A 20,009-nucleotide genomic window follows, 5' to 3' on the forward strand; every position below is an offset into this window, starting at 1 on the left:
AGAATAAGAATCCCTAACAAAATAATGCAGCATGGAGTCGGACGAGGTATAGTATGTGGAGCGGTATCAGCAGCCCGAGCGGAATCATGGATGATGGAGCGGGCTGGTGCCTCGGAGGACGGCTGGATGCCGTCCGAGAATGAGCGAACATACTGTGCCTCGTCTGACTCCCCTGCTCATTCAGTTAGCGCTCTACGAACGCACGAGGCAGTTATGGAAAAAAGCATTGCCCGGAGAGGCAAGGAGACAAGGGCGGAGCCGGAAGGCTCCGCCCTTGTCTCATCTGATAACGTCGAAGCTCGTGGTGTGCATGGTCTTTCGATCCATCTCGTCGAGGACCGTATTGACCACCCAGTTCACGAGGTTGATCACGCCCTGGTAGCCGATGACCGGGTAGCGGTGGAGATGATGCCGGTCGAAGAGGGGGAACCCTATCCTGACGAGCGGGGTGCCGGTATCCCTCCAGAGGAACTTCGCATAGGAGTTCCCGATGAGCAGATCGACGGGATCGGTGAACAGCAGGGAGCGCAGGTGCCACATATCCTTGTTGACGTAGACCTTTCCCTCGCTGCCGAACGGGCTCTCCGCGAGGAGGGCGGCCGCCTCCTCTTCGAACTTCCTGTCGCCGTTGGTGCAGACGATGTGGACCGGGACGCCGCCCATCTCCATCACGAAGCCGATCAGTCCGAGCAGGAGGTCGGGATCGCCCACGAACGCAAACCGCTTGCCGTGGACATAGGCATGGGAGTCGACCATCGCATCGACCGCCCGGCCCCGTTCATCCTCGATCTCCCGGGGTACCGGCTTCCCGGTGATGGCGCTCAGTGCTTCGAAGAAGGCGTCGGTGTTCTTTATGCCGATCGGGGGCAGGACCGCCGTCTTCTGCTCCCACTCCTTCCTTATGTACTCCATGGTCTTCAGGGTCGAATATTTCTGGAGCGCGATGGTCGCCCGTGCATTGATCGAGTCCGCCGCGCCGGCGAGCGGCGTGCCGCCGGGATAGAGCTTGTACTCGCCCGTGTTGGGCGAATCGAAGGTGTCGCTCACATCCGCGAGAATCGTATGCTTCACGCCCATGATGTCGAGGAGCCGCTTCATCTCGCGGTAGTCTCCCGTGTAGGTGTCGAAGCCGGGGATGATATTGACCGTGCCGTTCGGCTCGCCCTTCTTGCCCGCGGTGATGGTCGAGAGGATCGCCTTGAGCTGGTTGTCGTACCCCGTGATCTGCGAGCCGACGAAGCTCGGCGTATGGGCGAAGGGCACCGGCAGGTCCTTCGGGATGGCGCCCTTGTCCCGCGCCGCCTTCACGTACGCATTCAGGTCGTCGCCGATCACCTCGGCGATGCAGGTGGTCGAGACGGCGAGCATCTTGGGTTTATAGAGGGCGTACGCATTCTCGAGGCCCTCGAGCATGTTGTTGAGGCCTCCGAAGACGGCTGCGTCTTCGGTCATCGAGGTAGAGATCGCTGCCAGCGGCTCCTTGAAGTGCCGGTTCAGGTGGCTCCTGAAGTAGGCGACGCAGCCCTGCGCTCCCTGGACAAACGGCATGGTCCCGGCGAACCCCGCTGCGCAGAAGATCGCCCCCAGCGGCTGGCACGCCTTGGCAGGGTTGATCTTTATGTGCTGCCGGGCGAAGTTCTTCTCCTTGTACTCCTCGGTCTTCGTCCACTCCGCGACCTCCTGCACCGTTTCGGCAGGCCACGGCCTCTCGAACTCCCTCTTCCGCTCGAATTGCTCGAGGTACTCCTGCTCCCGGAACAGGTCGTTGTGGTCTTTCACCTGCATCAGCTTCATCGCTTTCATTTCTTCCTCCGTATAAGGCTCCAGGTCGGGCTGTTCACCGTCATGTCCATATCGCGCGCGAATACCGGGAAGCCGTCGAAGCCGTGATAGGGGCCCGAGTAGTCCCATGAGTGCATCTGCCTGAAGGGCACTCCCAGCTTATGGTAGGAGTACTTCTCCTTGATGCCCGAGCCGACCATATCGGGCCTGAGCCTCCTCGTGAGCTCCTCCAGCTCGTAGAGCGTGGCGTCGTCCATGATGACCGCGCCCTCTTTCATCTCGGGATAGGTCCTCTTGTAGTCGTCGCTGTGGCCGAACTCGTAGCCCGACGCCACGACCTCCATCCCGAGGTCCTCGTAGGCGCCGATCGTATGCCGCGGCCGCAGGCCGCCCACATAGAGCATCACCTTCCTGCCTTCGAGCTTCGGCCGGTACGTTGCGATCACCTCGTCCATCAGGGGTTTGTACTTCGCGATCAGCTGCTCGGCCTTCTCCTTTACCGTATCGTCGAAGAGGGAGGCGATCTTCCTGATGCTCTCGTATATCTTGGTCGGGCCGAAGAAGTTGAACTCGACCCAGGGTATCCCGTACTCCTCTTCCATGTGCCGGCAGATGTAGTTCATCGAACGGTAGCAGTGGATGAGGTTCAGCTTCGCCTTGTGGGCGATGCCCATCTCGTTGACCGAGGCGTCCCCAGTCCACTGGGCGATGACCCTGAGACCCATCTCTTCGAGGATCTTCCTCGACGCCCAGGCATCGCCGCCGATGTTGTAGTCGCCGATAAGCGCCACGTCGTAAGGAGTCGAGGTATCGAGCTGTCCCGTGCCGAGCACATGGTCCTTGATCGTGTCGTTCGCGATGTGGTGCCCGAGGGACTGGCTCACCCCCCTGAACCCCTCGCACCGCACCGGCACGATCGGCATCTTGAACTCCTTCTGCACCTTCTTCGCCACTGCCTCGATGTCATCCCCGATGAGTCCTACCGGGCATTCCGAAAGGATCCCGATGCCTTTGGCGAGCGGGAAGAGCTCCTTCAGCTCGTGCAGCGCCGCGTCGAGCCCCTTGTCTCCTCCGTAGACGATATCCTTCTCCTGGAAGTCGGTGGTGAACTGCATGGCGCCGAACGTATCGATACCGGTCTGTCCGTTGTAGTAGTTCCTCCGCGACCACCAGCTGTACTGCCCGCACCCGATGGGGCCGTGGCTGACGGTGATCTGGTCCTTCACCGGTCCCCAGACGACGCCCTTCGCCCCTGCATAGGCGCATCCCCTGACCGTCATGACGCCAGGCCGCGACTTGATGTTCGACTTGACCTGGCAGGCGCTGCACTGGCCGCTCGGATCGTTGGCAGCCAGGTGCTTCGCCCGGTCCTTCTTCGCCTTTTCCGGGTAGGCTTCCAGGACCTCCTCTATCATTTTCTGCGTATCTTTGATCGCCGTGCTCATCGTCCTCATTCCTCCTTTATGGTGTCACGCTCGAAATACGAATATCGAAATCCGAAACTTCAGAAGTATTAGAGTTTCGTGCTTCGCTTTTCGGATTTGTTTTTTACGCTGCCGCCTCTTCGTTCTCGAGTATGCCGAAATCCATGAGCAGCTGTTCGAGCTCGTCCATGCTGAGCGGGGTCGGAATCACCAGGTTCCTGTTCTCGGCGATCTTCTTGGCCAGCGCCCGGTACTCGTCCGCCTGCGGGTGTTCGGGCGAATATTCGATCACGGTCATTCTCCTCAGCTCGGCCCGCTGTACCTGGTTGTCCCTCGGGACAAAATGGATCATCTGGGTATTCAGCCTCCTGGCGAGCTCGGAAATGAGCTCGTACTCCTTGTCGGTCTTCCTGCTGTTGCAGATGAGGCCCCCGAGCCTCACCCCGCCGCTCTGCGCGTATTTGAGGATGCCCCGCGAAATGTTGTTCGCCGCGTACATGGCCATCATCTCGCCCGAGGTGACGATGTAGATCTCTTTCGCCTTCCCCTCCCTGATCGGCATCGCGAACCCGCCGCAGACGACGTCGCCGAGGACATCGTAGAAGACGAAGTCGGTGTCCGCTTCATAGGCGCCGTTCTCCTCGAGGAAGTTGATGGCGGTGATGACGCCGCGGCCCGCGCACCCGACGCCCGGCTCGGGCCCGCCCGACTCGGCGCACCGGATGCCCTTGAAACCGGTGAGCAGCACCTCGTCTATCTCGAGATCCTCGACCGTGCCGCGCTCCCGCGCCATATCCATCACCGTCGCCTGGGCTTTCTTGTGGAGTATCAGCCGCGTTGCGTCAGCCTTCGGGTCGCAGCCCACGATCATGCATTTGTACCCTGCCTCTGAAAGCCCCGCCACCGTGTTCTGCGTGGTCGTCGACTTTCCTATGCCGCCTTTGCCGTAAATCGCTATCTGTCTCATGGAACCCTCCTCGTGCAGTTAGTGACCGATGCCCTCTCAGAGCAACTGTCGTGCCAGCGGAGGCGGGGGTTGATATGCAACGAGAAACAGCGGTGCCCTGAAGGACCGCCTTGCTGCATTTTGGTATGCATTAAAACATTTTTGTTTCGTATGCTACAATAATTACGCAGCCGGGACGAGTCTTCCCGGACGAGCGGCGCGCCGCTCGTTGACATCCGCCGCCTTTGTACGTTATATTATTCTTTAGCGGGGTGGAGCAGCCTGGTAGCTCGTCGGGCTCATAACCCGAAGGTCAGAGGTTCGAATCCTCTCCCCGCCACTAAACAGAAAGGTTTACTTTATAAGGCTATCCGACGGATGTCGGATAGCCTTACTGCTTTTCGGGCAGGATTTTCAGCGGACATTCCAGCAGATGTGAACGATGCTTCCAGAAGCTCTGCACCGTCCGGCATTACAGGGCGCCTCACCCGACTGCTATCTCCAGCGATATTTTATCGTAGGTGATCACCGGCGCCGTCTTGTGATCGGTCGCTTTCTTTTCAATGAGCCCTATCCGCTCCAGGTAGTTCACGTCATCGGCGATGTTCTTTACATCTCTCTTTGCCATCCGTGCGAGCTCGTTGATGGAAGAAGGCTTCCGCGTCTTGATGATATGCAGCAGCTCGAGCCTCTTCGGCGTCAGCGCCTTCCTGAACGCCTCAAAGCTGGTGAAATAGAGTCCGGTCTCTTTCTTTACCTTCTCTCCCCGCTCAATAGCTTTGGCTTTTTCTGCAAACTCATTAAGTGCTGTCTTTAAATCCTTGATGCCTATTTTTATCTTCTTCACTTTCACAACTCACCTCTCTTATATTTCTCGACATCCCCGAAAAAGTCCCGTATCAGTCTATCGACATCGATAAATCGGTACGTACTCACCACCTCTCTAATATGCCGGGGTCTCCTTTGCTCTCTGCATTGTCATAGCCAATCACCCTGAGATCATCGACTATGTAGACCAGAGAATACTTATAGCCATGCGGCTTATCTGTGGTCGGCGCCTGCAATTTCCACAACTTAATCTCGACAATATTGCCCGCATCGTCTACGAGCTTTGTATGTTCAAGCAAATCGGCCTTCATCTATTGGTATAGTATACCCTTAAAAAGCGCCCTGTCAATTCTCCCTCCTTCTAACCGATTTCCCAACGTACCGACATAAAGCAACGCGAAACAGTTGCCGGTCGATCGAAAGCCTCCGTTGCACCCTTTCTCTTTTTCGCTACAATAGAGGTATGCCCTCTCTTGCTGAGAAAACCCGCGCTTAAAGGATACGTGCACGCATGACGGAACCGGAAGTCCTCAGCCCAAAGATCAAGGAGCTCATCGAGCAGCGCAAGTGGACCGACCTGCGGGAGATACTCGTGGGCTACCCGGCTCCCGATATCACCGCGCTCCTCCGCGATCTGGAGAAACCCGAACGGGTCCTGCTCTTCCGGCTCCTGCCGCGGCAGCTCTCGTCCGAGGTCTTCTCCTACATGGACGCGGCGGATAAGGACAGTCTCCTGAAGGACCTCACCGATGAGGAGACGCGCCACATCCTTTCGAACCTGAGCCCCGACGACCGGACCGACCTGCTCTCCGAGCTCCCCGGACAGGCAACGCAGCGGCTGCTGAATCTGCTGAGCTATGAAGACCTGCGGGAGGCGCGCCAGCTCCTCGGCTATCCCGAAGAGAGCGTGGGCAGGCTGATGACGCCCGATTATGTGGCGGTCCGGCCCGACTGGACCATCGAGCAGGCCCTGGAGCATATACGGAGCAGGGGCAAGCGGAGCGAGACGGTCAATGTCATCTACGTGACCGATGCGTCCTGGACCCTGCTCGACTCCCTCGAGCTCGGCAGGTTCATCCTCGCCCCGCCCTCCGCCACGGTGCAGCAGATCATGGACTACTCCTTCGTCAGCATAGCGGCGTTCGAGGACCGGGAGGAAGCGGTGCGGATGATACAGCATTACGATCTCTATGCCCTTCCGGTGGTCGATTCCCAGGGAGTGCTGCTCGGCATCGTAACGGTCGACGATGTCCTCGATGTGGCCCAGAAGGAGACCACCGAGGACTTCCATAAAGCAGCGGCAGTAGCCCCGCTCAAGACGAGTTATCGCGAATCGAATATCTGGTCGCTCTACCGGAAGAGGATCGGCTGGCTCGCCGGTCTCGTGCTCGTGAACCTCGTTTCAGCAGGGGTCATCGCCGCATACGAAGAGACGCTCGCCGCCTCCATCGCCCTCGCTTTTTTCATTCCGCTGCTCATCGCGAGCGGCGGCAATGCAGGCGCGCAGTCGGCGACCCTGATGATACGCGCCATCGCCACCGGCGACGTCACCATGAAGCACTGGCTCTGGGCAGTGGGGAGAGAGGTCGGGATCGGCGTCATTCTGGGCATCACCATGGGCCTGGCCGCCTGGGCGATCGGCTTCGTCAGAGGCGGTGTCGAGATCGCTGCCGTCGTCGCGCTCTCGATGGTCGCGATCGTCGCCGTCACGAACCTCATAGGCGTCGTACTCCCCTTCCTCCTGGTGCAGCTCCGGCTCGATCCGGCGGTCGCGAGCAATCCCCTCATCACCTCGGTAGCCGATGTCGCGGGGCTGCTCATCTACTTCTCCGTAGCCACAAGAATCCTGGGATCATAGGCTTGGGAGTAGGGATATGCGGTTTTTTGGCGGGCGTGTCCGGGTTCTCTGGAGGCAAAGCAGGGTCTTGCCCCCGCCCCTTTGCTCGTGAGTAAAGTTCTGTATTCCGTACTTGCTTCGATCAGGCATCAACGACAAATTCACGCCCGACAGAGAGCCGCATATTCCCGCTCTCCCCGCTTACTCCATCAGGCTCATCGGGGCTATTTAAGAAAGCCGAACAGTTTCCCCGTCTTTCTCGCATCGACGCCGTGATACGTGCCCCGTTTCAGCACTTCGAGGAAGTTCTCATAGGTCACTTCGCCGTCGAACTCCGTGTAGCAAGCGCCCACCTCCTTCGGCTCATGGGCGTCTGACCCGCCGGTGTACCGAATGCCGAGCTTCAGGGCGGACTCGATCGCTTTTTCGTTGTAGAGCTGCATATTGCTTCCGTTGTATCCCTCGAGAGCGCAGATCCCCTGCACCGTCTCGACCAGCGCGCCCAGGCTGTTCCCTTTGCGGTAGGGATGCGAGGGGATGACCACCCCGCCGCGGCGGTTGACCGCCTTTATCAGCTCGCTCACCGGCGCATACTTCAGGGCCAGCGTATCCGTATCCACCCCGAAGACGAGGCAGTGGCCTTCGGCGGAAGAAAATTCGACTCCCCGGAATATCCTGATGCTCCCGTCGTACTTTTCCCTGAGCCGCTCGGCCGGCTCCGACGCCTCGTACGAGTAGTGCTCGGTAAAGGCGATGCCCTGGAGCCCCTGCTCGACGGCGCGGATAATCATCTCTTCGGGGTCGGCATCGGTGTCGCCGCTGTGCATCGAATGGACATGCAGATCGATCCTCGATTTCATACCACCTATCTTAGCAGGGACCGCCGCAGCTTTCCACGACTTTCTTCACCGCTTCGGCAAAGCTCAATTTGACAGCATAGCCTTAATGCGCTACTTTTTAAGCAGGAAGGAGGACCTCCTGCAGCAGCGATAAGGAGATGCCTTTGCCCGAGTCATACCGCTCGTTTCGCCCCACTGCTCGGAACCTCTTTCACTCCTCTATCCCGGAGGCGCCAATGGCAGAGAGAGTCATCGTCCACCAGGACAAAGATTTTCAGACCGCGTACTGGGCGCTCGACCCCGCAGACCCCGAATCGCCGGAAGCGCGGGAGCCCCGGTCGGTAGCGCATCTTCACGACCTCACTCCCTACGGAATGCTCCTGGCGAGCCTCGGCACCTGCACCGCCGTCGTCCTTCATACATACGCACAGCACCACGATGTCGCCCTCGACGACGTAGAGATCGTCCTCGACTACCAGCGCCTCTATAGAGAGGACTGCAAGGACTGCGAGGAGATCGGCGAGTACATGGAGCAGGTCGCCATGGACATCCGGCTCTCGGGCGACCTCACCCCCGATCAGCGGGAGCGGCTCTACCGGGTATCGAAGCACTGCCCTGTCCATCGCATGCTCGGCGACGGGATCACCATACAGTCGCACCTTGCCGAAGATGCCTTTGTCGCCGGACAGCAGGGGTTCAGGGGAGATATCTAGTCGCTCCCTTCTTTCCGGCAGCGCAGAAACTCCTTGACAGAGAGCGTCTCCTGGAAGATAATTTGCATAATGGGCTGCTTACGCTCTTTCTGCTGCAGTTTTACTGCGCTCATCACAGTGACCGGGAGGTGCGGCTGCTGATAACCATTCATTAAGGACATCAGGGGAATCTTGTTCGTATTCGAAGAAGCGCCTTTTCAACAATGATGCGACGTGCACACCTCTGTCCCGGATACGGAGCTCGACAGACAGGGAACGCGTTACCTATCGGCAATTATTCCATCTTAACTATCTGGAGGTGCGGTCATGAAAGGGTTAAGGACGGTTGCAGCGGCAGTCGCAGCAGTGCTTTTGAGTACGAGCGGTCTCTTTGCTCAGGAGCTTCTGGGCACCAAATTTCCCCAGACGCAGACGCTCGAGCGGCAGACCAGGGGCGCAGTGGAGGCCAAGGGAACCCAGGACACCAGGGGAATGGCCTCCCTGGGGTTCTTTTCAACCTATCTCTGGAGGGGCTTCAAGCTGGGCGACGGCGTCGTCTTCCAGCCGGTGGTCGGGGTGCAGAGCAGGGGATTCGGCGCGAGCATCTGGACCAACTACGACGAAAACCAGAACGACCTCACCGAAACGGATGTCATATTGACCTACACGTATCCGATGGACAGGTTTACCTTCGGGTTCGGCTATGCCTTCTACAACTGGAACTTCGAGGCAGGCGGCCCCTCACTCTTCTTCCGCGGCAATACCCACGAGATATTCGTGAGCGCAGCCTATGAGCACCCGATCATCACCCCGAAGCTCACCATTTACGGGGATATCGATGACGGCGAGGGCGGATTCCTCACGCTGTCGCTCAGCCATGTCCTCGACGTGGCCCGCAACGTCCCCTATTTCAACCTCCCCAAGGAGACGACCCTCACCATAGCGGCGCTGATGAGCGTCAACCTGGACAACGAGCTCATGGGAGCGGGTGACGACTATACCAACTTTCACCATATCGAGGCCGCCGTTGCCATGAACATTCCGCTCACCACGACGATCACCTTCGAGCCGAAGATCGGCTTCAGTACGCCGCTCAGCAATGACGCGGAGGATGCCCTGAAGCGTGCCAGTTTCGACGGCGACGACGACAATATCTATGCGGGCGCTGCCCTGACCTACCGCTTCTAACAAGGGAAGGGGCTGCCGGCGCGGCTGCCGGCAGCCCCTCCCTGATCACTCAGCGATACAGGCTCTCCATGAAGGTCCTGCCGTACGCCCTGGTCTTTATCCTTCCGTCGCAGATGACCACCCTGCCGCGGTCGCTCCCGGAGCGTATCAGTCTGCCGAAGCCCTGCTTGAACTTCAGCACCGCCCGCGGGAGCGAATAGGCGTAGAAGGCATTGCCGCCGCTCTTCTCTATCTCCTCGGTCCTGGCCCTGACGATCGGCTCGGTCGGCACTTCGAACGGAAGCTTCGTGATGATGAGGCACTTCAGTGCATCGCCCTTCACGTCAACGCCCTCCCAGAAGGAGTCGAGGCCGAAGATGATGCTGTCCCTGCTCTCCCGCATGATCTCGAGCATCGTCCTGTTCGGCAGCTCGCCCTGGAGCATGGGGTTGAGCCCGAGCGCCTCGAGAGATCCTGCGGCGAGCTCCCAGGTCCTCTTCATCGTCTCGCGCGACGTAAAGAGCACGAGCACACCGCCGTCCCGTTTCGCGCACTCCGTGAGGACCACTGCGGCGAGCTTCTCGGCGTTGTCCACATCCCGGGGATCGATCTCCCGCCTGATGTCGACGGAGACCTGTGCGCTGAGGTCGAACGGCGAGGGCACCGTTATCGTCCGTGCATCCTCCAGGCCGAGGACCCGGCCGATGAAACCGAAATCGCCCGAGACCGAGAGCGTGGCTGACGTAAAAATGGCGGAGCGGTAGTCGGGGAGGAGATTGTTCCGGACGAAATCCTTCGGATAGACCGGCGCCATCCTGAGGGCCGTATTTCTCTCTTCGATCTCCGCCCAGCGCACGGAATCGGGCATCCCCTCCGCAAACACCTCCATGCCGTCGGCGAAGGCGGTGAGCTTGCCGATCGCCGCCTTGAGCTCGAGCTCGTCATCCTCGAGGAAAAGCCCCACGGTGGTCGTCTGTATCTGACGGGTAAAGTCCCGGAGCGAAGAGGCGACGGACTCGAGCGGCTCTTCGAGGATACAGGTACCCTGCACGGTCTCCCGGTGGCCCAGTTCGCGCCGAACGCGCATCCAGAGCTCCCCCATCGCCGTCTTTATCCCTTCGGCTGCGGGAAAGAGGTGCGGCGAGTTCGAGAGGATGCCTTTGTATGCGCCGCGCTCATCCATACGCAGAAGGGTGCTGAAGATCCGGTCGAATCCCCGTGCGGCGAGGGTCACGCCGGCAACTTCGGAGAGGACGCTGTCGAGCGCATGCGCCTCATCGACGATGAGCACCTCGGTCTCGGGCAGCAGGCGGGATTCGCGCTCGAGCAGCGCGTTGATGCCGACGAGCGCGTGGTTGGCGACGACGATCCGGGCCTTTCCCCACTGCTGCCGCGCCTTGAAATAGAAGCAGTCCCTGAAGAAGCCGCACTGCGCTCCTTTACAGGCGTCGGCGTCCGACGACACTGCATCCCAGACCCCGGCCTTCAGAGCGCCCCACTCCTCCCTGTCGCCGGTCTCGGTCTTCGCTCCCCACTGCACCAGCTCGTGGTATTCTCCCCTGCTGTTGTCGTCCGATGTCCTGAAGGCAGCGAGCCGCCGGAGGCAGAGATAGTTGCTCCGGCCCTTTGCGATCGCATAATCGAACTCCCTCAGGGAAGCGAGCAGGGAGAGATCTTTCGTAACGATCTGCTCCTGGAGGTTGATCGTCCGCGTCGAGATGGTCGCCCGCTTGCCCGAGAGGAGGAGCGGGATGAGATAGGCGAAGGTCTTGCCGGTTCCGGTCCCTGCCTCGGCCAGGAGCATCCCTCCCTCTTCTATCGCGCCGGCGCAGGCCCCCATCATCGTCACCTGGGAGTGCCTGATCTCGTAGTCGTCCAGGGCGCTGCCCACCACCTCTTTCAGAAACCACGCCGCCCGCCCGGCGAGGGCCGGCGCCTCGCCCCTGTTACGCTCTTCTATTCCGTCCATCCCGAATCTCTTCTCTCCGACCTTCCCGCACCTGCTCACCTTGCCTCTCTGAAAGGCGTCTCTGTATTTTACCGCACCCATGACAGTGAAGTCATGGCGGTGCGCCCTGCTGGGTGTAATCAAAAGTGAGGGCAAGTAAGAGGTTAGGCAGGAGGAGGGGAAGAGGGTTGGGGAGGAGCGAATCGGGACGGTTTCGTCGCGGCTCTTAGCGAAGTGGAGCGTTACGCCGCAGCAACTGTCCGAGGTCGGTACGACCGAGTTTTGCTGCGGTAGCGCAATGAGCTTAGAGCCGCAGAAAGCTCACGCCTGAGCGATACCCCTGCCCTCTTCCCCGACCCCACAGAGGTACATGCCCTCGCTTTTGATTACAACCCCCTGCTGCCGCAGGTTTGACGATGATACGGAGAAAGTGCTATTTTATCAGTAGCTGCGGGCGATTAGCTCAGTGGGAGAGCGCTTCCTTCACACGGAAGAGGTCGTGGGTTCGATACCCTCATCGCCCACCATTCTTTTCTTTTCAAAAGCTCTCAGCAATCAGCCGTCAGCTATCAGCAAAAAACAAAGAAAGTAAGTATCTGCGTAAAGCCGCCATCAAAATATGCTGAGAGCTGAGAGCTGAGAGCTGATAGCTGAGAGCTGATTGCCGATGGCTATTTCCCTTCTATCAACGTGCTGAAGCACGGGGCGTGGCGGATGTTCCGGTAGGTCTTCGAGGTCTTCAGGTAGGTCCAGTTGGTGTAGCCGTTCTCTATCGCCTTGCGCAGCCAGCGGCAGGCCTCGTCCGGCTGGTCCTTTGCCGCGCAGAGCTCGGCCATGCTGTTGAGGGCGTAGACGTTCTTCGGGTTCATCTCCAGAGCGCGCGTGATGTCCCGCTCCGCCTCGGCGAGCTGTCCGGTCAGCAGGTAGACGAAACCGCGGTTGTTGTAGGCCATATCGTTATTCGGATCGAGCGCTACCGCACGGTCGAAGTCGGCGATCGCCTGTTCGTAATAGCCGATCTCCTGGTAGGCGTTCCCCCTGTTGATATACGAGGGAAGGAAGTCGGGGTTCAGCTCGACGGCCCGGTCGAAGTCGGCAAAGGCGCGGCGGTACAGGCCTTTCTTGAGGTAGGCGAGGCCGCGATTATTGTAAGCGCCGTAGCTCTTCGGGTTCGCCGCAATAACCTTCGTGTATTTGTCGATGGCGTGGTCGTACTTTCCCTTTTTATCCATCACACGCTCTCCCCGCCCCTAATCTTACACCGCCCCCCCGTCTATGGTCAAACTGCGGACGGAATTAACGTGCCTCTTCGGCAGGAGCAGTCGTTATTTCCACATCCTGGGGTCAAAACTGAACTCCGAAGGATGTCCGGTGTTTACCTTCGGAAAGTCGGGATGAAGAGGGTTCAAGACGAGGTTGAACTCGTGGGGTACGATTACGGAGGGAACCTTGAGGAGAGCGGTCCTCCCCTCTTCAGCCCATCGGTCCCCGAGCTCCTGTGTAGTTTTCGGCGGAGGCTCCTCCCTCCACTCTTTCGGCAGCTCGCCGGCGCTCACGGTCTCGATGGGAAGGGAGTCGGGAATCTCGACCGGGACAGCGGCGAAGACAATCCCCGAATCCCGCCTCGTCAGTCGGACGAACATCTCGAGCGCTGCCAGCGATAAGTGCTCGCCGAGGTATACGACGGCCGTACCTTTCGAATTCCAGCGGCCTCCATAGAGACTGGCGCCCTCCCCGGAAAAGGCCTCCCGGAGAAACTCCTTCCTGAGCAGTCTCCAGGCCCTCACAGGACTACCCCATGCTTGATACGGCCCAGGAGACTTTCCACTTCTCCGGCGCCCGCGTCGGTCCTCATCATGTCGAGCGGGGTCCTGTTGCCGAGCGCAATCTGCGTGTCATGCAGCCACTCCCGGGCGTGCTGCTCGTCGCCAAGCACCTCGACCGCAAAGGCGAAGATCCGTGCAAGCCGGTACAATCGATCACTGGCGCCCGTCGACAGCCTCGTGGACGCCTTCTTCTTCCGGATAAGAGTCCGCTGGCTCAAACCGATTGCCTCGGCAAACTCCTTGTCCGAGAGACGCAGCAACTCCTTGATGTAGTTGCCTGCAGCGACGGGTATTCCTTTCCTGATAATAGAATCGAATTCAGAGTTCTTCTTCGGCTCTGCCCCCAGATGTTTTCTCCCGCCAAAAGCCGTTATGACGCTGTACATACAAACACCTCCCTTATGCCATATGTCAATATTTTATACGACATATGTCTAAATTGCAATCTGAAATCGCGGGCGCGGAAAGACATGCCACGCGACAGGAGCAGCAGGAGCCGATCTCGTCACTTTTTTGACCATGTTTCCGCAATTCACATTGTGTTGCCGATTGACCACAAAAAAGATTGACACCCCAACAACTGTTTTTATTTACATTTCAATATCTTATTTATACATAACCTTATGGCACAGGAGTTGCTACTTACAATATCCGGTTGCATCGATCTTTGAAAACAGCTATCAGCTATCAGCTATCAGCAAGGAGGCTCGGGTTGCGAGACTTCAAAGCCTTAAAGGTCTGGCAGAAGAGTCATCGACTGGTGCTGGCGGTTTATACAGCTACCCGGTCGTTCCCGAAAGAGGAAGTGTACGGGCTTACAAGCCAGATTCGGCGCTCCGCCTCCTCTATAGCCGCTAACATCGCCGAAGGCTGCGGGAGAAGCGGCAGCAGTGAGCTGAGCCGATTCCTGCACATAGCGATGGGCTCCGCAAGCGAGCTTGAATATCACCTGCTACTTGCGTGCGACCTTGATCTGGTGATAGCTTCTGAGTATGAGGAGCTATCGACCGCGGTGAGCGAGATCAAGCGAATGCTCACCGCCCTGATAAAGAAGCTGAGGGCTGAAACATGAGAGTTTTTGCTGTTGATATTTCGCTGAAAGCTGATGGCTGATAGCTGACAGCTAGTTTTTTTAGTTGCCGTACGCCGCCCTTGGCGGTGAAACTGAACTAACCTAGGAGGGTTAGGAAGTGAAAAAATTCGTAGCAGTACTCGCAGGCATGTTGTTTGTTCTTGGCCTCGCAGCCAGCGCCTTCGCGGTCCATGCGGACATCCCGTCCGAGACCCAGGCAGTGGTTGCAAAAGGGACGACCCAGATCACACTGGGCGGAAGCGTAAGGGTTAGAGGTGAAATCAGGGATAATGCTGATTTCAATGATGACACCAACGATAGCCAGTCTTACTGGGATCAGAGAGTAAGGCTCCGCCTCCAGGCTGATGTATCGAAGAACACCACTGGTGTAATTCACCTTGAGAGCCCGTCTGCAGCATCGAGCGACCGTCAGTGGGGCTCCTCTAGTGCCGCAGACAACGAAGGAACTGGTAGCTATCTCGGCAACGTGGACCAGGGCAACGGTAAAGCAGGCTCCATGTTCATCCTCGAGGCATGGATCCAGCACAAAGGCTCGGGACTCCTCGGCGTGCCCGCAGGCTTCAAGATCGGTCATATGCCGGTCAAGCTCGGCTACGGCCTCTTCTTCGATCATTCGAAGTTCGGCGATGATGCACTTAACGTCTTCATTGACCCGATGAAGGACCTCCATATCGAGCTCTTGACCGCTAAGCTCAGTGAAGGCACCCCTGCTAATGCTGATGACACCGACATGTACTCGGCGATAATCAGCTACAACTTCAACAAGGATACTTCAATCTCTTTTGATGCGACATTGCTCAATGAGCAGGCTCCGGTAATAGCTGCATTTGCCGGTGAGGACAATGTCCAGCTCTGGAACTTCGGTCTCCGCGGCCAAACCAGCATCGCCGGCCTCGGCATCAGAGCTGGCGCTGAACTGCAGACGGGTAATGTGGAAATCGCCGGTGGTGCCGATCAGGATTTCAATGGCTATGCTTTACTTGCCGGGATTGATTACACTCTCAACCCGGTGAAGCTCTCTGTTGAATTCGCGTACGGCAGCGGCGATGATAATGCTGCTGACAATGACATTGATACCTTCCAGACGTTCCAGAGCAACATCCAGAAGTACACCTACGTGTACGATTATCGCGTGACATCCGCAGCTGGCGCTACCAATACCGGTATTGCCAATACCTGGTACATCAAGGCCGGCGCAAGCGCCGATATCATGAAGGATCTGAACGCTCTTGTAAATGTTTACTACTTAAGGGCTGCTAAGAACAACGTTGTTGCGCTTGCTGGCGGCAACACTCTTGGCACAGACAAGAATATCGGTATCGAAGTTGACGGCAAGCTCACCTACAAGATCGACCGCAACCTGGTCTACTGGGTCGAGGGCGGCTATCTCTTCGCAGGCGACTTCTATGACAGAGCCGGCGCATCTGCTGACGATGCATACGCTGTAAGGCACGGCATCGAGCTCAGCTTCTAACAACAACCGTAATGCGTCACGCGTGACGCGTGATGCGTGAAGGACTCAAAAGGCGGCTGCTTCGGCAGCCGCCTTTTTTGTTTATCGATCCCCTTAGCCACTACAGCCCTGAATCCCGAATAAATATGCTATGCTAGTATAGATAGTTGTCGAGGAGGCGCATATGAAGACAATGTGCATAAAATATCCCGAATCGGTGCTTGCAGCGCTCAACCTCAGCCCCGAGATCTTTGAGCAGGAGGCGAAGACCGCCCTTGCAGTAAAGCTCTATGAGATGGGTCGCCTCACCTCGGGACAGGCCGCTTCTCTTGTCGGCATATCGCGAGTCGCATTTCTGTTGAACTGTTCCCGGTATGGCGCAGCAACTGTAGAATGGGATCAGAGTGAATTGGACAGCGAGTTTTCGGACAGTCTTCAATGACAGGCCGCCTGATCTCAAATACAGGCCCCCTCATCGCGCTTGCGCTTATCGATCGTCTGGACATTTTGCAGAAACTCTTTCGGCAGGTCACTGTTCCCGGCTTGGTTCATGCCGAACTGCTCGAAGGCGGCAGTTCCGGTTGCGGCCTTGCCTCGTATAACAAAGCATCGTGGATTGAAGTCCGTCATTTATCCAAGCCGGTAGAACCGTTGCTTCAAACAATTCTGGACCGTGGCGAGGCATCCGTCATTCAGCTTGCCGGGGAGATCGCGGCCGATTATGTCCTGATCGATGAACGCAAAGCCAGAAAGGTCGCTCGTGATGTCTTCGGACTCAAGGTGGTCGGCACTGCCCGGGTCCTTGTAGAGGCCAAGAGGAACGGATATATCGACAGCGTCGGCGCTGCTCTCTCTCGCATGAAAGAAGGCGGCTACTATATCCATGATACTATCGTCTGGTTTGCATTGAAAGAGGCAAAGGAGACGGCGCGGTGAACGCTTGTCCATTTTGCAAAGGAACCATCGAAGAAAATAGGAAATGGGGACGGTTCCAAGAAAATATTCATGAGGGAGTTGTCGTAATAATCACCACTTACAGACCTGATCCCGAGCTGTGGATTGACTGGAAAGTAAGGAGGAAATGACAATGAACACTTGTCCGTTTTGTAAAGGGACCGTCGAAGAAAAAAACATCGAGCACATTCATCGCTGGGGCGATGAACTGTATCTGTTCGAGGATGTAAGGGCAGAAGTATGCAAACAGTGCGGAGAGGCTTTTTTATTTCCAGCGACCTTAAAGGCTATTGACACTATTATAAGAGAAAAGCCGAAAACTGAGCGGATCAAATGCATCCCTGTAATCAGCATGGCCGAAAATGCTGCGGCGTAAGACAGAAATGGACAGAAATGGGGACGATGGACAGAAATGGGGACGGTTCTATTTTCTCGATTCTCTGCTCTCTGGATAACTCCGGAGAAGGAGGCTGAAAAGAAGCATCGGCGCTAAAAATAAAGATCGTAATGCGCAATGCGTGATGCGTGAAGGACTCAAAAGGCGGCTGCTTCGGCAGCCGCCTTTTTTGTTTGCAATTCTTCCCTATCCTGTGGTATTTATAGTTATGCAATCAGCCGAGTTTGTTTTCACCGGTATTGTTTTTAAAGAGGGAGAGCGATACAATTCCTTATGCCCGGAGCTTGATGTAGCATCGGAAGGTGAGACCGTCAAGGAAGCATCAGGATATTTAATTGAAGCCGTATCTCTCTATTTGGAGACGGCAATCGAAGCAAACCTTCCCTATCTGCGCCCTATTCCCCGGAATGAAGACCCACGGATAACAAATCCGGAATCTATCATAACGACTTTTAATCTGAAAGTTGATTTTCAGATAAAAGTCCATGCCTAAGCTTCCTCCAGTAAAACCCTATGAGATTATCAGAATTCTGGAGAGTATCGGTTTCTATAAAATACGACAAAAAGGAAGTCATTTACAGATGAAGAGGGGTAATCTCTTGGTTACTATTCCGATCCATCCCGGAGATTTGAGTACAGGCACATTGAGATCTATACTGCGGCAGGCCAGATTGGATATTGATGAATTTCTAAAGCTGTTTTAATGAAGCACGCCGTAAGGCACGGCATCGAGCTCAGCTTCTAACAACAACCGTAATGCGTCACGCGTGACGCGTGATGCGTGAAGGACTCGAAAGGCGGCTGCTTCGGCAGCCGCCTTTTTTATTTACAAAAGAAAACAAACGTTTGTGATATAATTTTAATCAATGATCGGCTCTGTAATATCGAAGAATAATATCGCGATCCGCTTAACCGCTGAGAGATGGGCGCATATTGTTGAGGCGCATGACTATATGGCAGGCAATCAGGACCTTGTCTTTGAAACATATTGAAAGTCCGGATTGTATAGTTCAAGGGGGAAAAGACGAGCTAATCGCTATCAAGCATTATCAAAAGACTTCTATTTCTAAAAAGTCTATGGTCGTAGCTTATAGGGAGGATGCAACTGACGGTTTGGAGAGGATAACCAAGAGAGGTGTCGTGTGGAAAAAGTAAATAGCGTTTTGGACTCCCTGCCGTACATTTTAAAAATGCCCTCTCATCGCATTTGGATTGACTATGATGAAGAGGCTGATGTCCTCTATATAAGCTTCAGAAAGCCCCAACAGGCTAATGACAGCATTATGGAAAACGATATAATTTATCACTACCATGATAAAGAGCTCGTAGGAATGACCATACTTCATGCTCAAAATAAGGCTGCTCAGCAAAGATAATGAACAAGATAGCTATGGAGAAATGGGGACGGTTCCAACAGTGTTCGGCATCGAGCTCAGCTTCTACAACGTAATGCGTCACGCGTAATGCGTGATGCGTGAAGGACTCAAAGGGCGGCTGCTTCGGCAGCCGCCCTTTTTTATTTGGTTACCTCCAGGAAATTCCGCCCTCTTCAGAGCTTTCAATTTATTCTTGATAGCGTTTCAATCCGGGAATGCTTGAGAAGTGGTCATCTATCGTAAGGACATCAAGATTGTGTTCTAATGCCAGTGCGCCTATAAGAAGATCGGACATCGGCAGGGTGATTCCCTTCTTTCTCAATCGGGCAGAGAGGTTTCCGGCTCTTATCCATACGTCAGGGTCCATCTCTATATAATGGAGCGCTGATAGCACATTCGACAACTGCGCTGCCTCATGGTCGGACTTCGCGCCCTGCAGAAGCTCATAGCAGATTACTCCGCAGATGCTGGCCTGACCTGCTTCGATAAGCCCGGCAACCGCATCTGCCGTCCCCGAAGATCCCCTGAAGAATTCGACCCATGCACTCGTATCGATTAAGACATTACGACTTTCTTTTCTCAATGGCCTTTTCCCTTTTCATCTGCACTTTCAACTCTTTGTCCTCTTCGGCTTTCCAGTCGAACGCCAGGGAAACCTTGCCTTTGAGGCAAAGGAGCTCTTTTGCTTTTTGCAGCCGTACGTATTCCTGCATGGCAATAGTGATTGCCTTGGTCTTTGATTTCTCTCCTGACACCTTCTGCACTTCTTTGACAAGGTCGTCGGGTATGTTCAATGTTGCACGCATTATAGTCACCTCCGATATATGCTCCTATTATATGCATATATTTCGTGCTTTTTCAACTGGACAAGACATATACGGAAAGAGCAGTACGATGGGATGGGACATGAATGAATTTCTAAAGCTTCTTCAAGAGGCACACCGCCTGGGCCGCGATCCCCTCGCCTTTGCCGGCAAACCCCATTCCCTCGTTGGTCTTCGCCTTTATATTGATGCGTGAGGGATCGATGCCGGACTGTGCGATAGCCGTCTTCATTGCATCCAGGTGAGGAGCCATTTTCGGCCTTTCGGCGATGATGATCGAATCGATCCACGCAATCTCGAAACCCTCCGCCCTGACGAGATCGACGACCCCCTTGAGCAGGAGGATGCTCGACGCGTCTTTCCATGCGGGATCGGTATCGGGGAAGTGCCTCCCGATATCCCCCTCGCCCAGGGCGCCGAGGAGCGCATCGATAATGGCATGGCAGAGCACGTCCGCATCGGAATGGCCGAGGAGCCCCCTCTCGAAAGGGATCTCGACGCCGCCGATAATGAGCTTCCGCCCTTCGACCAGCCTGTGTGAATCGTAACCTATACCAACACGCATACCCCTAAATTCCAATCCTCAAATTCCAAAATCCAAACAAGTTCCAAACTTCAAGCTC

General features: G+C 56.3%; 24 protein-coding genes and 2 tRNA genes. 13 read left to right on the forward strand and 13 right to left on the reverse strand.

All coding sequences use genetic code 11. The annotated features are described in order from the left end of the window. Positions 1-279 precede the first annotated feature (279 nt). The 3 genes from nifK to nifH all read right to left on the reverse strand — a co-directional run bounded on the left by nifK (position 280) and on the right by nifH (position 4,173). Positions 280-1,803 (reverse strand): nitrogenase molybdenum-iron protein subunit beta, encoded by a 1,524-nt coding sequence (gene nifK / locus AB1805_08150; GenBank protein MEW5745391.1) that lies wholly within the window; start codon positions 1,801-1,803, stop codon positions 280-282. Further along, positions 1,800-3,227: a nitrogenase molybdenum-iron protein alpha chain gene (gene nifD, locus AB1805_08155; GenBank protein ID MEW5745392.1), complete on the reverse strand. Its 1,428-nt coding sequence runs from the start codon at positions 3,225-3,227 to the stop codon at positions 1,800-1,802. Before nifD ends, nifK begins: the two co-directional genes overlap by 4 nt. A gap of 103 nt (positions 3,228-3,330) precedes the next feature. Further along, positions 3,331-4,173 (reverse strand): nitrogenase iron protein, encoded by an 843-nt coding sequence (gene nifH / locus AB1805_08160; protein MEW5745393.1) that lies wholly within the window; start codon positions 4,171-4,173, stop codon positions 3,331-3,333. 245 nt (positions 4,174-4,418) lie between these two features. Here nifH and AB1805_08165 point away from each other — a divergent pair. Continuing rightward, a tRNA-Met gene (locus AB1805_08165) sits at positions 4,419-4,492 on the forward strand. A gap of 144 nt (positions 4,493-4,636) precedes the next feature. On the opposite strand, the gene AB1805_08170 is transcribed toward AB1805_08165, so the two are convergent. Both AB1805_08170 and AB1805_08175 read right to left on the reverse strand, forming a co-directional pair. Then, positions 4,637-5,005, reverse strand: coding sequence for a hypothetical protein (locus AB1805_08170; protein MEW5745394.1), 369 nt, complete (start codon positions 5,003-5,005; stop codon positions 4,637-4,639). 79 nt (positions 5,006-5,084) lie between these two features. After that, positions 5,085-5,291, reverse strand: a complete 207-nt coding sequence (locus tag AB1805_08175; protein MEW5745395.1) for a DUF6516 family protein — start codon at positions 5,289-5,291, stop codon at positions 5,085-5,087. A 200-nt stretch (positions 5,292-5,491) separates the two neighbouring features. Between AB1805_08175 and mgtE the strand changes: the two genes are divergently transcribed. Continuing rightward, a complete protein-coding gene (gene mgtE, locus AB1805_08180) occupies positions 5,492-6,838 on the forward strand; it encodes a magnesium transporter (GenBank protein ID MEW5745396.1) in 1,347 nt (448 codons plus the stop codon). A gap of 203 nt (positions 6,839-7,041) precedes the next feature. Here the strand turns inward: mgtE and AB1805_08185 are convergent, their stop codons facing one another. Further along, entirely contained in the window at positions 7,042-7,677 is a 636-nt protein-coding gene (locus AB1805_08185) for a PHP domain-containing protein (protein ID MEW5745397.1), read from the reverse strand. A gap of 215 nt (positions 7,678-7,892) precedes the next feature. On the opposite strand from AB1805_08185, the gene AB1805_08190 reads away from it, so the two are divergent. Beyond that, positions 7,893-8,369 carry an OsmC family protein gene (locus tag AB1805_08190; GenBank protein ID MEW5745398.1) on the forward strand — a complete coding sequence of 159 codons (477 nt, stop codon included), beginning with the start codon at positions 7,893-7,895 and terminating at the stop codon, positions 8,367-8,369. 306 nt (positions 8,370-8,675) lie between these two features. Beyond that, a complete protein-coding gene (locus tag AB1805_08195; GenBank protein MEW5745399.1) occupies positions 8,676-9,536 on the forward strand; it encodes a hypothetical protein in 861 nt (286 codons plus the stop codon). Positions 9,537-9,585: 49 nt separating this feature from the next. Here the strand turns inward: AB1805_08195 and AB1805_08200 are convergent, their stop codons facing one another. After that, positions 9,586-11,484: an ATP-dependent DNA helicase gene (locus AB1805_08200; protein MEW5745400.1), complete on the reverse strand. Its 1,899-nt coding sequence runs from the start codon at positions 11,482-11,484 to the stop codon at positions 9,586-9,588. Positions 11,485-11,915: 431 nt separating this feature from the next. Here AB1805_08200 and AB1805_08205 point away from each other — a divergent pair. Further along, positions 11,916-11,990: transfer RNA gene (locus AB1805_08205), tRNA-Val, on the forward strand. Between the two features lie 144 nt (positions 11,991-12,134). Here the strand turns inward: AB1805_08205 and AB1805_08210 are convergent. From AB1805_08210 to AB1805_08220, 3 genes are all read right to left on the reverse strand, one after another. Further along, complete coding sequence (locus AB1805_08210) at positions 12,135-12,695, reverse strand: tetratricopeptide repeat protein (GenBank protein ID MEW5745401.1); 561 nt, start codon at positions 12,693-12,695, stop codon at positions 12,135-12,137. A 93-nt stretch (positions 12,696-12,788) separates the two neighbouring features. Continuing rightward, a complete protein-coding gene (locus AB1805_08215) occupies positions 12,789-13,250 on the reverse strand; it encodes an RES family NAD+ phosphorylase (protein ID MEW5745402.1) in 462 nt (153 codons plus the stop codon). Then, complete coding sequence (locus tag AB1805_08220; protein ID MEW5745403.1) at positions 13,247-13,675, reverse strand: antitoxin Xre/MbcA/ParS toxin-binding domain-containing protein; 429 nt, start codon at positions 13,673-13,675, stop codon at positions 13,247-13,249. The genes AB1805_08215 and AB1805_08220 overlap by 4 nt, the downstream gene beginning before the upstream one ends. Positions 13,676-14,001: 326 nt before the next feature. Here AB1805_08220 and AB1805_08225 point away from each other — a divergent pair, with 326 nt between their 5' ends. The 8 genes from AB1805_08225 to AB1805_08260 all read left to right on the forward strand — a co-directional run bounded on the left by AB1805_08225 (position 14,002) and on the right by AB1805_08260 (position 18,562). Next, on the forward strand, positions 14,002-14,361 hold the full coding sequence (locus AB1805_08225; GenBank protein MEW5745404.1) for a four helix bundle protein: 360 nt from the start codon (positions 14,002-14,004) through the stop codon (positions 14,359-14,361). A gap of 118 nt (positions 14,362-14,479) precedes the next feature. Next, positions 14,480-15,856 carry an alginate export family protein gene (locus tag AB1805_08230; protein MEW5745405.1) on the forward strand — a complete coding sequence of 459 codons (1,377 nt, stop codon included), beginning with the start codon at positions 14,480-14,482 and terminating at the stop codon, positions 15,854-15,856. Between the two features lie 163 nt (positions 15,857-16,019). Further along, positions 16,020-16,277 carry a UPF0175 family protein gene (locus AB1805_08235; GenBank protein ID MEW5745406.1) on the forward strand — a complete coding sequence of 86 codons (258 nt, stop codon included), beginning with the start codon at positions 16,020-16,022 and terminating at the stop codon, positions 16,275-16,277. After that, positions 16,274-16,771: a DUF3368 domain-containing protein gene (locus AB1805_08240; protein MEW5745407.1), complete on the forward strand. Its 498-nt coding sequence runs from the start codon at positions 16,274-16,276 to the stop codon at positions 16,769-16,771. Before AB1805_08235 ends, AB1805_08240 begins: the two co-directional genes overlap by 4 nt. Before the next feature lie 145 nt (positions 16,772-16,916). Beyond that, positions 16,917-17,165 carry a YgiT-type zinc finger protein gene (locus AB1805_08245; GenBank protein ID MEW5745408.1) on the forward strand — a complete coding sequence of 83 codons (249 nt, stop codon included), beginning with the start codon at positions 16,917-16,919 and terminating at the stop codon, positions 17,163-17,165. Between the two features lie 142 nt (positions 17,166-17,307). Next, positions 17,308-17,679 (forward strand): hypothetical protein, encoded by a 372-nt coding sequence (locus AB1805_08250; GenBank protein MEW5745409.1) that lies wholly within the window; start codon positions 17,308-17,310, stop codon positions 17,677-17,679. After that, a complete protein-coding gene (locus AB1805_08255) occupies positions 17,672-17,890 on the forward strand; it encodes a type II toxin-antitoxin system HicA family toxin (protein MEW5745410.1) in 219 nt (72 codons plus the stop codon). Before AB1805_08250 ends, AB1805_08255 begins: the two co-directional genes overlap by 8 nt. 438 nt (positions 17,891-18,328) lie before the next feature. Continuing rightward, positions 18,329-18,562, forward strand: a complete 234-nt coding sequence (locus tag AB1805_08260) for a DUF2283 domain-containing protein (protein MEW5745411.1) — start codon at positions 18,329-18,331, stop codon at positions 18,560-18,562. A gap of 187 nt (positions 18,563-18,749) precedes the next feature. Here the strand turns inward: AB1805_08260 and AB1805_08265 are convergent, their stop codons facing one another. From AB1805_08265 to ispF, 3 genes are all read right to left on the reverse strand, one after another. Continuing rightward, positions 18,750-19,145: a PIN domain-containing protein gene (locus tag AB1805_08265; GenBank protein ID MEW5745412.1), complete on the reverse strand. Its 396-nt coding sequence runs from the start codon at positions 19,143-19,145 to the stop codon at positions 18,750-18,752. After that, positions 19,126-19,368 (reverse strand): type II toxin-antitoxin system VapB family antitoxin, encoded by a 243-nt coding sequence (locus AB1805_08270; GenBank protein MEW5745413.1) that lies wholly within the window; start codon positions 19,366-19,368, stop codon positions 19,126-19,128. The genes AB1805_08265 and AB1805_08270 overlap by 20 nt, the downstream gene beginning before the upstream one ends. A 112-nt stretch (positions 19,369-19,480) precedes the next feature. Further along, positions 19,481-19,951, reverse strand: coding sequence for a 2-C-methyl-D-erythritol 2,4-cyclodiphosphate synthase (gene ispF / locus AB1805_08275; GenBank protein MEW5745414.1), 471 nt, complete (start codon positions 19,949-19,951; stop codon positions 19,481-19,483). Positions 19,952-20,009 lie beyond the last annotated feature (58 nt).

Source organism: Nitrospirota bacterium (assembly GCA_040752355.1).
Taxonomy (GTDB): Bacteria; Nitrospirota; Thermodesulfovibrionia; order Thermodesulfovibrionales; family Dissulfurispiraceae; genus JBFMCP01.